This is a genomic window from Streptomyces sp. NBC_00258, assembly GCF_036182465.1.
Classification (GTDB): domain Bacteria; phylum Actinomycetota; class Actinomycetes; order Streptomycetales; family Streptomycetaceae; genus Streptomyces.
Map to the genome: position 1 here is coordinate 325,726 of NZ_CP108081.1, position 13,745 is coordinate 339,470.

The window sequence follows — 13,745 nt, forward strand, 5'->3', positions numbered from 1 at the left end:
CCGCATCACCATGCCACTCTGATGCAGACTTTGTACATACAGAGTGTGCTTTTCAGGCGGCTAAGTCAAGCCGGATGCCTCTCTTTTTGAAGTATGCAGCCGAGAGTAGCTGCAGTCGGCCACCACAGCAAGCGCCACACAGTGATCACCACAAGTGATCATTGCAAGCGATCACCACAAGGGTCCGGAAGAGTGCAGCCCCAGGGAGGATTGAGCGGCTCTCGCGACCGCCTCTCAGTACACCCACCGATCCGGCAAGCATGTCAGGTTCATGGCATAAAGCCCCTTTCAGCATGATTGCACGAGCACATATGGGAACCTTTCGACTGACTAACAATCACTTTCGGTACATCACTCACGCTGATATCGCGCGCACGACTGATAGCATCGCGTTGGGATATCGGATCGCCTCCGCGCACGCGGGGCGGTGGAAATCAACCGAAAGGGCCGCCGATGGCACGCCGCAAGCACACTGACCTCTCGAACGAGGAGCCCGGCCTGCGCGCCGAGCCGATCCTGGACATGGAGAAGATGGACCTCACGGTGAGCCGGAAGGGCCTTCGGCTCCTGACGGCGATGCACCGCGACTCGCACCTCGGCGCCGGAGCGGTTTCGCTGCTCGTCCTGACGGCGATGCTGGTATGCGCTGCCGGCATAGGTGCCCTGGCCTTCTGGGTGGGGCTGGGCCCGACGGGCTGCATGATCTCCGCCGGGGTGGCCGCGGGTGTGGCCTTCGTCGTGATCGTCTTCCTCTTCGCGGTCAAGGAGACCGGCCACCGGGCGAACGCCGATAACGCTCCGGCGACGAGGCCTCCGGTGAATCGGCCGGGGAAGAAGCCCAAGCGCCCGAAGAAGGGCAAGGGCCGCCGGTAGCCGTACCCGGAAAGGCCGGAGGGGCGGGGACAGCATTCGCTGTCCCCGCCCCTCCGGCCTTTCCGGGTACGGGGGTTCTTCGTTTGGATCACGCCCTGCCGCGGACCGGGTACGTGGCACCGGCGGGGGTTCCTACGGACCGAGCCGGGGGGTGCCGGGCTGGCCGTCTGGAGTGGCCGCCATGAGCGACCGTCCCGGACCTCAGACCGTGTCGCCGGTGCTGCTCGGCGCAGATGGAGCCGACGGCGACTGGCTGCCCGTCACCGCCGGAGAGTCGAGAGCTGCCGTCTTTTGCACTATGGACGTCGCCCGGTACGTCAAGTGCGTACGCGGCCAGCCTGAAGGCCGAGCGCGACCGGGTCGCGTGGCTGGGCGACCAGGGCATAGCGGGACCCCGGGTCCTCGACTGGCACTCCGGTGACGCGGGTGCCTGCCTGGTGGCCAGTGCCGTCTCCGGCGTACCCGCTGACCAGGTGTCCGCCGCGGACCTGCGAGTCTTCTGGGAACGCATCGCGGACGCGGGCCGCCGGCTGCACGACGTACCCGTGTGGCAGTGCCCGTTCCGCCGAGACTGGACGCGATGGTCGCCGTGGCGCGCGACGTCGTGACCCGCGAGGCGGTGACCCCGGAGGTCCTTCCCCCCTTGAGCAGCAGCACACGCGACCTGCGGAGCTGCTGGCCCGCCTCGCCCCGCAGGTCGCGCGGCGAGGGGACCAGGAGACCGCCGACACCGTCGTCTGCCGCGGGTGCCTTTGCCTGCCCAACATCGTCCTCGACCCGCAGACCTTGAAGGTGTCGGGGTTCATCGACCTGGGCCACCTCGGGCTGGCCGACCGCTACACCGACCTGGCCGCTGCTGCTCGCCAACGCGCGGGAGACATGGACGAACGAGGAGCGGGCGCGGGCCGCGGACGGGGCGTTCGCCGAGATGTACGGCATCGCCCTCGACACGACCGCCTGCGCTTCTACCTCCATCTCGACCCACTCGCCTGTGGCTAGTCGGTTCCGTTGGATTACCGGGCGGGCCGGGGAAGGTTCCGCGATGTGTAGTCCGACCCGCCCGGCGCATGGCGAAGGCGCCCCGGCGCCGGCCCCCGTCCGACACCAAGCGGTCCTGTCTGCTCGGGGCCCCACGCCCGGGCGGGGCGGGCGCGGGCTCGTCGCCCTCCGGTGGTTTCGCCATGCGACCGCTCCCCGGTCTGCGCACGTATCGAAAGGCGGCCCGCCACGTGCCCTCAGTCCGGGCTCCGTTCGAGCCGCCGGGCCTTCCCCCTCGGCTGCTTCCAGCATCAGGGCGCCGTCAGCACCCCGAGGCGCCGCATTGTTCAGATCGGCCAGGGCGCGCCGGGCGCCGAAGCCGTTCGGCTCGGACGTGAGAGGGGCACCCTCTGCATGAACCGTGTGTGCGCCAACAGGAAGCGCTTGCCCCACACTCCAGCATCAGTCCGGTTCACGACCGCGGTCAGCGCCTACATATTCGCGTCGGCAAAGAGAGCACGATGAGGTGGCCTGGATACTGGCGGCATGTGACCTTGTCCCGGTTCCGGAGGGCGGGGCCCAGAGCGACTCTCGGCACGGTTGGCGCGGTTGTCTGCGGTCTCCGGGCTCCAGTGGCCCAGCGCATGTCTTCCGGCTCCCAGAAGCGCTCAAATGATGTGGCCCACAGTCGAATCGTCTGCCTGCAATGCTGGAGAACAAAGCGCTCGCCCGGGTGCGCAGGAAGGCCGAGGAGCCCCGGCTACGTGGCGACCTTTCACGGCGGGCTTCCGACTCTTGGTAAGCGCCGCTGACCGAGGATCGTGCACGTCGTTCCAGGCCGGATCCGCCTGACCGGTCTCGTGATCCTCTCCTACAGGCGGGGGAATACCGCTTCGAGGAGCGGCGCCCATGCCCCTGCACTCCGACTGCACGTGCCGGCACCGGCCTTCGTCGCTCATCAGCAGTCCGGACGCGCCAGTCATTGCCGCTGGTCTCAGGACACGAGTCCGCCGCCCGTCCGCTTCGACGTCCTCGAGAAGGACGACGGTTCTCTTCGTCACAGGGTTCGCAGCAGCCCGCCCCCGGGGTGAAAGCAGGACGGGCGCCGGTACTGCGGTCGCCACATCTGGGAAGCGCAGAAGGAGGGGCGCCGGGTACGGTTCGGCAGCCGTACCCGGTGGTGTCGTCAGGCAAGCCAGTCCAGAGGAATGAGGGCGTTGCGGTTGCCTTCGCTGTCGGGGCGCCAGTTGCCGATCACAGCGTCCTGGAACCAGCCCTCTGTCAGGTTCGCGTGGTCGCAGACGATGATCTGCAAGCCTCCGTTGTTGAGCTGTACCACGTCGTTGAGGAGCTTGAAGTAGGCGGTGACAGTGGTCCAGTCGGCGTCCTGGACGGTTGAGGCGTCGCGTGGCCTTTCGGGAAAGAACGCCTGGGTGGGCTGGTCAAGCATGAGGAAGCCGGGGACCGGCCGGTTGTTGCGTCGCAAGTAGGTGTGGAGGGCGAGATGGGCAACGAGGTGGTAGCCAATGTGGTTCTTGGCGCTGCCGATCCGTGTCAGCGGAAGGCGCCCGGCAGGCCGCCTCAGGACAACGTTGAGCAGTTTGAGGCTGATCCCTACTTCGGTGGCGTCGGCTGCTCCCCCGAGGTTGAGCCGCTTCGCCCATGCGGTCATGCCGACGGCGATGTCGGCGAGCCGGCGTTCGGTCTCGGCGGTGACGTCGTCCTCGTCGACGAGCTGTTCCAGCGTGGCGACGTGCTCCTGGGCCAGTGCAAGGTCGTCGCGCAGCCGGGTGAGGTCGCTGTCGGTTCCGGTCCGGGTGAGTGCTTCGGCGATCCTGCCCTGGATGTGCGCAACGCGCAGGTGCTGCTCCTGCAGGTTGCGCAGGTGTTCGTCGTGCTCCAGTAGTTCTCTGAGCTGAGCGCCGTTCAGCCTGAGGCGTTCGGTGACGCGGTCGCGGTCGTCTCGCAGAGCGCGTCGGTGTTCTTCGCGGACGGGCTGAAGTGTCTGTGCCTGGGCGAGTTCCTGCGCGAGATGGTCGGTCAGCTCGGAGATGTCCTGCGCCGAAGGGTCTGGCTGTTCCAGGGTCTGCGTGCACATGGGGCATACGTTGGTGTCGTGCTGACGCTCGGGGCCGAGGAGGTCGAGTGTCTTGAGGCGGTCGAGCTGGAGGTGGAGTTCGCCCGTGAAGGCACGGCCCTGCTGTTGCCAGCGGCCGACTGCGGCCAGGGCGTCGTCGTATTCCTGCAGTTGTTCGCGCAGGGCACGGCGTTCGTCGTTGAGTCCCTGGCGCCGCCCGCGCAGCTCCAGCGGTGTTGCGGTCTCGGGTACGGCAGCCAGTGCCTGGTGAAGGAGGTCGAGGACCTGGGCGGTGTCGGGGGCCGCGGGTGCGTCGGCGAGGAGTCCCTCGCTCTCCGCCAGGCGGACGAGGGCGATGCCGTTGGCGTCCATGGCCTGCTGGTGGCGCAGGACGTCGTCGAGTTTGCGTTGGGCCGCGCGTTGCGCCCGCTGGGCTTCGCCAAGGCGGTGGCGGCGCAAGGCCTGTTCGGGGCCTGCGGCGCCGAGGAAGTACGGCAGGGTGTCCTTGAGCGTCTGGGCCATGCCGGACTCGGTCTGGCGGTGGAACAGTGCTGTCTGGTCGGCGATCTCGTTCTGGTTCTGGAAACAGAGCAGGGCCGCTTGAGCGATGGAGACGTCGAAGGGCCTGCGTCCTGCGCCGGTGGGGGGCTGGAAGTGGAAGTCCTCGATGCCGAGGCGGGCGCTGAGTTCGCTACGCAGGGCCGCGACGTTGGAGTTGTGGACGAGTTCGTGGGCCTGGGGAATGTCCAGGCTGGTGTCGCCGGTGCGGGTGAAGGCGTGCAGGGTGGAGGCACCCGTCGGCCGGGGCCGGGCCAAAACCATGCGAGCGCCTTCGGCGAAGGCGATCAGGAGGGCGTACCAGCCGACGGTCTGGTCGATCACGTCGTCAGGCAGGTTGGGAGCCCGGCGTCCGAGGCAGTAGTCGACGATGCTGAGGACCTCGGACTTACCGGTCTCCGACTCGCCGGTGAGGATGTTGAGCGCCCCGGGGCGGAACCGCAGGACCCTGGGGGTTTTCCTGCCGTCTCGGTGGTAGAGGGCCAGGGCGAGCAGTTGCATGGCGGTTCTGGGACTCCTTGTACGGGGACGGGTCAGGGTCGGATACCGAGGACGGTGAACGCCCGGGGCGGGTCGGTCACTGCGAGCCAGCGGCCGATGAGTGCCGCTGCCCGGACGCAGTCGGCGACTTCTTCACCGGGTGCGGCGGAGGCCGGCTTGGGAGTCCGGGGGCAGATCAGCCCGGAGGAGGTGACGTCTATGGCGTGGTGGCGCATGGCTGTGCGCAGGCTGGCGCGCGTGTAATCGGTCAGGACGGCGGCGCGTTCTGCGAAGGCAGCGCGTAGGCGCGGGTGGTCGTGCGCCCAGGCCGTCAGTGTGACGGTGGACTTGGCGGGCAGGGAGCCGCGGGTGTCTGTGGGCAGCACGAAGGGCAGGATCAGGAAGGCGCTGGGCCAGGGCAGCGGCCTTTCCGCCTTCTTCACGGCGGCGTTGATGCCGCTGGCGAGGAGGTAGGCGCCGAAGGCCGGGTTGAACAGCGCCTGCGCCTCGGGCACATTGCGGTGGAGGTCCGTCGTCACTGTTCCTGCGTTTCATTGCGGCGCTTGCACAGTTGGCCGTAGTCGGGGTGCCAGCCCACGGCCCGGTCCGCGTCCGCGGTGTCGGCCTGGTCGGACAGGCCGTGGATGCTTCCCTTGCCGATCCACGGAGCGGTGACGCTGCCCGGGTTGAGCGGCGTGTCCGCGACTCTGTCCATGGTGTCGTCCAGGATTTCCTGGCCGGTGCACTGGCGGTCTGCCTCACTCATGTCGTCGCGGATGCGGCGGGTGCGGCGGCGAAAGGCGGTCTCCCACTCGTAGTGGAGTTCGCCTTCGTACTCCTCGAGTCTTTCCGGGGTGACCTTGAAGGTCCGCAGCCATTCGGAGCGCTGTGCTCGTGCGTAGTGGTAGTCACGCAGATGCATGGCAACTTCGTCGTCGGGCAGCCCGATCCAGCGCATCTGGGTCACGACCAGACGGTCCGCATAGCCGGAGATCTCGGCCTGGGTGAGGTCGTTCAGTTTCTGCGTGATCGGGAGGCTCTTGCCGGCATACCGGCCGATGATCTCGTCCCGACGGCACATGAGCTGCTCGGCCTTGACGGAGGGGAGCATGCGGTCTCGGTTCTTGCGCTCCAGTAGCCGGACAGCCATTCCGTACCACCACCCTTTGATCTCGTCGAGGGCGGCCTGAGCGTGGCCGCTTGGCGTGATCCCCAGTTCTTTGGCCAGACTAGAGTCGAGGTCTGACATCACGGGGGCGCCGTCGTTGACGGTGATGGCACTGACGAGCTGATGGCGCTGGGCGGGGGTCAGCCCCATGAACAGGGCGCGGTCCTTTGCGGTGCCGTCGGGCCCGTCCTCGTCCTTGGCGACCTCCTCCATCCGTGCCAGCGCTTTGCTCGCATCTCTGCCGGCTCCGGGGCGCAGTTGGTGCAGGAACGTGTTCTCGATGGCGATCTGGGTCGAGACCAGGCGCAGGAGAGGCATCGACGTTTCTGAGCGGTCGGAGAGGGCCTTCAGAGCGTCGATCCATGAGGCGACGGAGCGCCAGAAGTCCTTTCCGGTCTCGCTCAGCGGGCCGGCTGCTTCACGGTGTTTGGACTGCAGGAGCTCCCGCGGTGTGTTGTCCTGCGGGTCCAGGAACTCGATGTCGTCGAGGAGCTCCATACGGACTTCCACGGTGGCGTCCTGCCAGCTGTGCCGGGCCAGCTCCAAAAGGGCCAGTTCGCACTGGTAGAGGTACCCAGTCATCTGCCCTGCCGCCGAATGCGACCCTGCTTGCGCCACGTTCCCCACTACTGATCGAGCCTGCCTGAGCAGCGCAAGTCCTACCACCGTGCCCGGTCAACCGGCTGGCGGAGAACACGACTTCGGGAAGTTGACCTACCTCGCGAGATCGAGCTCGCCACTCCCCCTGCGGGACAAAATAGCACCCACCGCGCATGCCTCTGCAATCTTCCGTAGATCCACGCGCAGTCATCCCCGGGCAGGCCCTTTGTCCGGCCCTCCACTCCTCTCTGCAACCGCATCGTCCAGTGGGCCGCCCGCCATCCCGGCCAGAGCCCTGCCTGATCGGCAGCATCGAGGATGCTGTACCGCATCCGTGTAGGCGCGCTCCAGTTGAGCCCCACATCAACACCGTCATCGCCCAGCCCGGCCTGTCTGCATCCGTATGCGGCAGCGAGCAGCGGCATCTCCTCGCAGACACGCACATATACCAGGGCCCTGACCAAGGGAGTCTTCACCGTGTACTGCAGCCCGTAGCGACAGCCGAGGCCCGTTTCGGGCCGGGGCAAAGGCAGCGAAGGAGACGCGTCGCCCATGCTCTATGCGGGCCACGGCAGCGGCAGCACGCGGCAGCGCTCTCCTGACGCAGTCTCAGTGTCAGTGGCCCCTGACAGACTTCAGTGGTCCTCAGCTGTACACGTCAACGACAGGGCTTTTTTCGTGGGTCAGACCTTCACCGTGCATCTGAAAATTGCGGACTGCCCAATCCGAGGCGTCTCGCTGAATTGGAGGTTGTTCCAAGGAAGTGAAGTACGCCGGGAGGCGCCCAGTTATGGCACAGATATTGAGATCCCTGCTGTCATCGAGATCTTGGATCTGATCGAATCTGGTGCTGCCACTGCCCAGGAGGCTCGTGCCGTTCTCAACACAGTAGCGACGAAGATCATCGAGGAGAAGGCGCGCGAGTACGAGGATCTGGAGGACCGCATGAAGAGCGTGGAGGCTGTGATGAGCGTGCGTCGTCGCATTCCCAAGCAACCTGCACTTGATAGCCGTTGGGTGTACGTCGTGTCGTCGGAGGACAACCCGAAGGCCGTGAAGATCGGCGTGGCCACGGAGATCGAGGGCCGGATGAAGTCGCTGCAGGCGGGATCCGCATCTCCCCTTGTCCTGCGTTGGAGTGCCCGTGGGGGATTTCTTCTGGAACGCCACCTGCATGACAGGTTCGACCAGAGGCGGATCAATGGTGAGTGGTTTGACTTTCGCCGTGTCGCGGACCCCGTAGAGGTGATTGTCGAAGCGGCGGATGAATTCCTGCGACAGTTCGGCGAGTTCAACCCTGACCACGAATAGTGCACTGGCAGTTGCAGCGCTGTGACCTGGTCGCCCACGAGTCGCTGTTCCTCATGGTGACGCGTCGGTCCGGGCCTGGCAAGCCAGGGCTTCGGCGTAGTCGCCGGGTATCCGGTTCATGACGGTCCGCCAAGGAGAGCGGAACAGGCACGGCTTCCAAGATCATGGAGTTCTCGACGCCCCGTGACCTGCCTGGAAGACCGTGCCTGCCGAAGCATCATCGCTGATCCCGCCTGCCCTTGACCAACTCCGCGAGCATCCAGAGGCCGAGCCGGAAGAAGTGCCCGGACTACTGGGCCGCCTCGCCCAGGTGCCCGATCCGCGTGATCCCCGTGGAGTGCGCCACGCTCTGGTGGGCGTCCTTGCCCTGGCCGCGTGCGCGGTGCTGGCGGGGGCAACGTCGCTGCTGGCGGTCGGCGAATGGATCACCGACGCTCCACCCCACGTACTGGAACACGTCGGCGTGCGACTCGACCCTCTGTTCCCCAAACGGTCCTTGCCTGCGGAAACGACGGTCCGACGACTGCTGGCCCGGATCGACGGCGACGCACTGGACCTCGCAGTCGGCCGCTGGCTCGCCGACCGCCAAAACCGAACCCAGGGCCGGCTGCGCGGCCTGGCGGTCGACGGCAAGAGCCTTCGCGGAGCGGCCAAAGCGAAGGGCCGCAAGATCCACCTGCTCGCAGCCCTGGAGCACACCACCGGCCTGGTCCTGGCCCAGCTGGACGTCGGCGAGAAGACGAACGAGATCACCTGCTTCAAGCCGCTGCTGGAGACCATGGCCGACCTGGCCGGGGTGGTCGTCACCAGCGACGCCATGCACGCCCAACGCGAGCATGCCGACTAGCTTCTCGGCCGTGAAGCCCACTACATCGTGATCGTCAAGCGCAACCAGAAGAAGCTCCGCAAGCAGCTCAGATCCCTTCCGTGGGCAGAGATCCCGCTGCAGGGCCGCGTGCGGGGCATCGGCCACGGACGCTCGGAGATCCGACGGACCAAGGTGGTCACGGTCAACAGCCTGCTCTTCCCCGGAGCCCGGCAGGCCGTGCAGATCAAGCGCCGTCGCACCGACCGCAAGACCGGCAGGACCACCATCAAGACCGTTTACGCCGTCACCAGCCTCACCGCCGAGCAAGCCAACCCCGCCCAGCTGGCGACCCTGATCCGTGATCACTGGCAGATCGAGGCCCTGCACCACGTCAGAGACACCACGTTCGCCGAAGACGCCTCACAGCTGCGAACCGGCAACGCGCCCCGGGCGATGGCCACTTGGCGCAACCTCGCCATCGGCGCCCTGCGGCTCGCCGGCGCGACCAACATCGCCGCAGCTCTGCGACACAACGCCCGCAACCCGGACCGCCCGCTCGCCCTGCTCGGCCTCAAGTGATCACGAAACGGACGCCCGCCGACTACGCCGAAGCCCTGCATAACAACCAGCTGGCGGAGGCGGCCATGTTAAAGATCTGGGCCGGGGTCGACGTTGGCAAGGAGCACTCACAGCGTATCCATGTCGAGCCGGCGCCGCGTGCCTGAAGAAATGGCCAGCTTTCGCCCGCCACCTTGGCCATCGCAAACACATGAGTGACATCGTCCAAGTGATCGCAGGACTCCACTCACACGGGCAAACCACCACTCTCTCCCACGGCCCTTGAGCGTGAACACCATCGCACCGCAACTTTCGGCATGCCACGGCGAATCACACTGTGCGGGGCACTACAGAGGGGAATTAGCTATTCCACCCATAAGCTGGGCATTCTTCCCGATTTGATCATTGGCGAGATTTCGTCGAGGCTTAATATATGCCTAGCATTTGGTTGTGAGTTCGATTAAGTTCTTGGGCGACCTTCATTTCGTGCAACGAACGGGTGGGAATGAGCATCTCCATAGGAAAGCGTGCCGCAAAGCTGCTGACGACTGCCGGCGTCACCATCGGCCTAGTCCTGACCGTGGGCGCAGGAACTGCCGCTGCTGGTCCGTCGAACGTCGATTTCTCTGTCAGTGCACAGCAGAGTGACGGGTCGCGCTCAGCGGTTATCTACCACAATGGCAGAGCGGTCGGATCGGCGTACTGGAGGGCGACCGGGGACGAGCTCGAGGCAGTCGATGTTTACGGCGACGGCTACGGCATCAGTGCCTACTTGAGCACGAGTCCCGTTCGCGTAGCGGACACACTGGGGCACAGCGCTCCGTACACGAAGACCGTGGGCGGAAACCTGACTGAGAACAGGCCCTATACGTTCTGGGTCTGCATCGGCAACAACAGTTCCGGGCTGACTTGCTCTAACACGTATAGCGTCACGTCGTAGCCATGAATCCTGCACATTCGCGCTGATGTAAAATCCGCCTTTCATCGTGGTGAGCGCCCCGATTGCATCGGGGCGCTCACCACGAAAAGTTGCTGCATCCTTCCATCAGGAATTCCCGTTGAAACAGCGCAGAGACGCTGGCGGAGAAAACTGTCTCCTTGATGTCGCCTCTCGACAGCCGTGAGAGCGGCAGGCAGCGTGAGTTCGTGGCGTCGTCCGTTTACGCCGTAGGCCAGAGAACGTTGACGCGACGGCAGGCCGGAGCAAGCACGGCCTGGGTGTGGCGCCTGGTCTCGGCGTTTTTGTCGTTGTAGAGCCGGCGCGATTCTCCTCGCAGTGCCGGATCCTGAAGCAGTGCAGAGCTGCAGGGAGCTCTCCACGGGCGACGGTTGTACTGCTGAGGACGCCGAGGGTTGCCGCTGATCGTCCCGGAGTCACGAGGCACTGGTGCGAAACCGGCGACGGTGGCGCCGGAGATCGCCATGCCGCCGCCGACGGCGGCCACAGACTCCGTGCCGAGGATGATCTCCAGGCCCGGCATGCTGGTAATCACTTCAACGGCCGGTGGTCGCGAACCCGGACGCCGATGGCTTTATCAAGCTCGGCAGCCTCCTGTTTGAGGGCCAGCAGCTCCTACGCCAGGGTGTGCACCAGCCGGGCGGCCCGTTGCTCCTCCGACAGGCCGGTGTGTTGATGTTCGACGGCATGGACAATCATCTCGGCCAACCGGTCGGCGCGGACGACGTAGCGGTGCGCAACCAGGTCACCAGCCGGCCGCTGTCGATCTGGCGCAGCGCGACGGGGGCTGACAGACGATCAGCAAAGCGAGCGGGCCTGTACTGGTCAGATCCAACGCCCGCTCCGGACCGGGGATGACATCGGTGAGCTGCGTGTTTTGAGGCGATTGACCATACCGGTGCGGTCGGCGACCAAGTCCATACGTCGACCTGCGAGGATCTTGAGGTCAGTGATGTTCGCAGCCTTTGAGATGTCGTCGTGATCAGTGACGCGGAGGCGACTGGGTCCGCCTGGTCATGGATCTACCCGGTCGCGCGCGATCGCCACCGAGCAGTGGATGCCGAAGGCCAACTGCGCATGCGGGCACGTCAGCCCGCGCTGTGCACGGCCGACCTGCACGGAACCATGCAAACACGCTGCTCTGGCCCGGGCGCCGCCTTGCTGGAGTCTTTCGGCCGCCAGGGGATCGGCCCGCTGTCTATGCCCCGCGCCCACAGGGAAAGCGCTGTCGCTCAGATCCCCACGGTGAAGCCATTTGACCAGCCCTGCATCGACTGGATCATGCTGTCCCAGATTCCCGTCAGCAGCAGCAGGCCGGTCGCGATCATCATGATCCCTCCGATCCGCATAACCCACACGTACCGCTTCTTGATCCAGGCGAAGGCGCCGAGCGACTTACGGAAGGCAACGGCCGCCAGGACGAACGGCAGCCCGAGCCCGATGCAGTATGCGACGGTCAGAAGCGCCCCGCGACCGGCGCTTCCCTGGCTGGCCGCGAGAATCGTCACCGAGGAGAGCGTGGGGCCAAGACACGGTGTCCAGCCGACACCGAACAGAGCTCCCAGCAGTGGGGCGCCCATGAGCCCAGACACCGGCCGCTTGTGAAAGCGGAATTCACGCTGTGTCAGCCATGGCATCAATCCCATGAAGAACACACCCATAAAAATCATCAATACACCGAGGATCTTCGACAGAAGGCCCCGGTACTCCTGGAGTGTGGAGCCGAAGAAGCCGAAGAGCGCACCTCCTGACACGAATACGACGGTGAACCCAAGGACAAAGAGGGAAGCACCGGCCACCATTCGACCGCGGCGGGCTGCTGCCAAATCAGTTCCGGAGATTCCAGTGACATACGAGAGATAGCCCGGCACGAGCGGAAGAACGCATGGCGAGAAGAAAGACACAAGGCCGGCAAGCACGCAGATGGGTAGGGCGACGAGAATAGCGCCATCAAGAACAGTTGTGTTCAGGGCAGGGGCTTCGGCAAGGAATTCCACCGGATCACTTCTCCGCGAGCAGTGGGCTGATCATCTTCCGTAGGTTTTCCTCGGAAAGCGGACGCAGCGAACGGGCTGCGATTTTCCCGTCACGGTCGAGAACGATCGTGGAAGGGACGGTCTGCGGATTCAGGGTTCCCTTGGGGAATCCATGCAAGACCACCTTCCCCGTTGGATCGTACAAGCTCGGGTATCGCACACTGTAGTCAGTTTCGAAGGCGATGGCTTGCCGCCGGTTGGCGTCACGAGTATTGATACCCAAAAATTCCACTCCTTTCGCCTTGGTCTCCTTGGCAACCTTCACGAAATTTGGGGTCTCGGCACGGCAGGGCGGACACCATGAACCCCACACGTTAATCACGATAATCTTGCCTTTGAAATCGGCGACATCCAGCTGCTTCCCCTCGAGGGTTTCGCCTTTGACATCGTTCGTCGGCTGCCGCTCGGCCTTGGCGACGGTGGAGATGCCGTCAGAACTGGCTGCATAGTCCGGTTGGTCACCGCTCCCGGTCTCACCATTGCCGCAGGCGCCTAGGGTTAACGCCCCCGCGGCAACCAACAAGGCGGCAGGAGAGACGCGACTAAGATTCATGTGAAAAGTTTCGCATGGCCCGCACGAGAGCCGTTCGCCGCCCCCTGATGCAGGGCGGCTTCGGCGTCGGGCTGCTCTCGGCTGGTCCGCTTGGTACTCCGGCCGGACTCCGGGTGACCGCGAAACCTGCGTACGCCTCCGCTGGTTCTGCTGGTTCTGCCTCCCGTGGTCAGCGGGCGTCGCACGCAGGAAGCAGGTGACGCTCCCTGGGATTGGCTCTGTCCGCAGTTTGATGAATCCCCAGGTCCGGGGCCAGAACGGGGGACGTTTCGGCAGCGTGTTCCTGCCGTGACGAGCAAGACGGTTGAGGATGTGCTGTTTCCCGGAATCGCCGTGCAAGTGGAGCGGGTCAGCGACTCCTCCGGCGTCCTGGTGGTGGAGGCAGTGTCCACCGGCCGGGTCGCTCGCAAGCAGGCGAGACGGGCGCACAGCTCGTATCAACGCAGCTTGGGTGAGCCGCCGTTGGGCTCGCGGCGGGTCGCGGTCTCTCTCCGGGTTCGCCGCTACTTCTGCGACCGGAAGTGCTCGACGGCATCACCGAGGAGACCTTACGAGAGGTCACCCGCCGCACACCCGGCTTCCACGTCTGGCGGGATCCGCGCTGGCTCGTCCACTGCCAGAACGCGACCGTCTTCATCGGCGAAGTCGGACACACCGAGTTGGCGGCGCACCCCGAAGCTCTCGTCCAGCTCCGGCTCGACGTGCGCATGGGCGGCGGGCACGAGGCAACCCAGCTGGAGCACTTCGTGACCCACCTCGGCGACGGGGCAAGCGCCATACTCTTCCG

At 65.5% G+C, this 13,745-nt stretch carries 9 protein-coding genes and 3 pseudogenes; 7 read left to right on the forward strand and 5 right to left on the reverse strand.

Features of this window, described 5'->3' with window-relative positions; translation table 11 throughout:
- The first annotated feature begins 453 nt into the window (after positions 1-453).
- Positions 454-873, forward strand: a complete 420-nt coding sequence (locus OG718_RS01430) for a hypothetical protein (protein WP_328842868.1) — start codon at positions 454-456, stop codon at positions 871-873.
- 181 nt (positions 874-1,054) lie between these two features.
- Positions 1,055-1,872: pseudogene (locus OG718_RS01435) on the forward strand (APH(3'') family aminoglycoside O-phosphotransferase).
- Positions 1,873-3,037: 1,165 nt separating this feature from the next.
- On the opposite strand, the gene OG718_RS01440 reads toward OG718_RS01435, so the two are convergent.
- The 3 genes from OG718_RS01440 to OG718_RS01450 are packed head-to-tail and all read right to left on the reverse strand — an operon-like array spanning position 3,038 to position 6,716.
- Complete coding sequence (locus OG718_RS01440) at positions 3,038-4,987, reverse strand: DUF3732 domain-containing protein (RefSeq protein ID WP_328842869.1); 1,950 nt, start codon at positions 4,985-4,987, stop codon at positions 3,038-3,040.
- A 32-nt stretch (positions 4,988-5,019) separates the two neighbouring features.
- Entirely contained in the window at positions 5,020-5,505 is a 486-nt protein-coding gene (locus OG718_RS01445; protein ID WP_328842870.1) for a three component ABC system middle component, read from the reverse strand.
- Positions 5,502-6,716, reverse strand: coding sequence for an ABC-three component system protein (locus OG718_RS01450; protein ID WP_328842871.1), 1,215 nt, complete (start codon positions 6,714-6,716; stop codon positions 5,502-5,504). The genes OG718_RS01445 and OG718_RS01450 overlap by 4 nt, the downstream gene beginning before the upstream one ends.
- 696 nt (positions 6,717-7,412) lie before the next feature.
- Here OG718_RS01450 and OG718_RS01455 point away from each other — a divergent pair.
- The 4 genes and pseudogenes from OG718_RS01455 (at position 7,413) to OG718_RS01470 (ending at position 11,227) form a co-directional block, all read left to right on the forward strand.
- Positions 7,413-8,045 (forward strand): GIY-YIG nuclease family protein, encoded by a 633-nt coding sequence (locus tag OG718_RS01455; protein WP_328842872.1) that lies wholly within the window; start codon positions 7,413-7,415, stop codon positions 8,043-8,045.
- A 352-nt stretch (positions 8,046-8,397) separates the two neighbouring features.
- A pseudogene (locus OG718_RS01460) lies at positions 8,398-9,273 on the forward strand (ISAs1 family transposase); the annotation flags it as partial.
- A 643-nt stretch (positions 9,274-9,916) separates the two neighbouring features.
- Positions 9,917-10,351, forward strand: coding sequence for a hypothetical protein (locus OG718_RS01465; RefSeq protein WP_328842873.1), 435 nt, complete (start codon positions 9,917-9,919; stop codon positions 10,349-10,351).
- Between the two features lie 564 nt (positions 10,352-10,915).
- Positions 10,916-11,227: a hypothetical protein gene (locus OG718_RS01470; protein WP_328842874.1), complete on the forward strand. Its 312-nt coding sequence runs from the start codon at positions 10,916-10,918 to the stop codon at positions 11,225-11,227.
- Between the two features lie 374 nt (positions 11,228-11,601).
- Here the strand turns inward: OG718_RS01470 and OG718_RS01475 are convergent, their stop codons facing one another.
- On the reverse strand, positions 11,602-12,366 hold the full coding sequence (locus OG718_RS01475; RefSeq protein ID WP_328842875.1) for a cytochrome c biogenesis CcdA family protein: 765 nt from the start codon (positions 12,364-12,366) through the stop codon (positions 11,602-11,604).
- Positions 12,367-12,370: 4 nt separating this feature from the next.
- Positions 12,371-12,958, reverse strand: coding sequence for a TlpA family protein disulfide reductase (locus tag OG718_RS01480; protein WP_328842876.1), 588 nt, complete (start codon positions 12,956-12,958; stop codon positions 12,371-12,373).
- Between the two features lie 521 nt (positions 12,959-13,479).
- Here OG718_RS01480 and OG718_RS01485 point away from each other — a divergent pair.
- Positions 13,480-13,704: pseudogene (locus OG718_RS01485) on the forward strand (CbrC family protein); the annotation flags it as partial.
- Between the last annotated feature and the right edge of the window lie 41 nt (positions 13,705-13,745).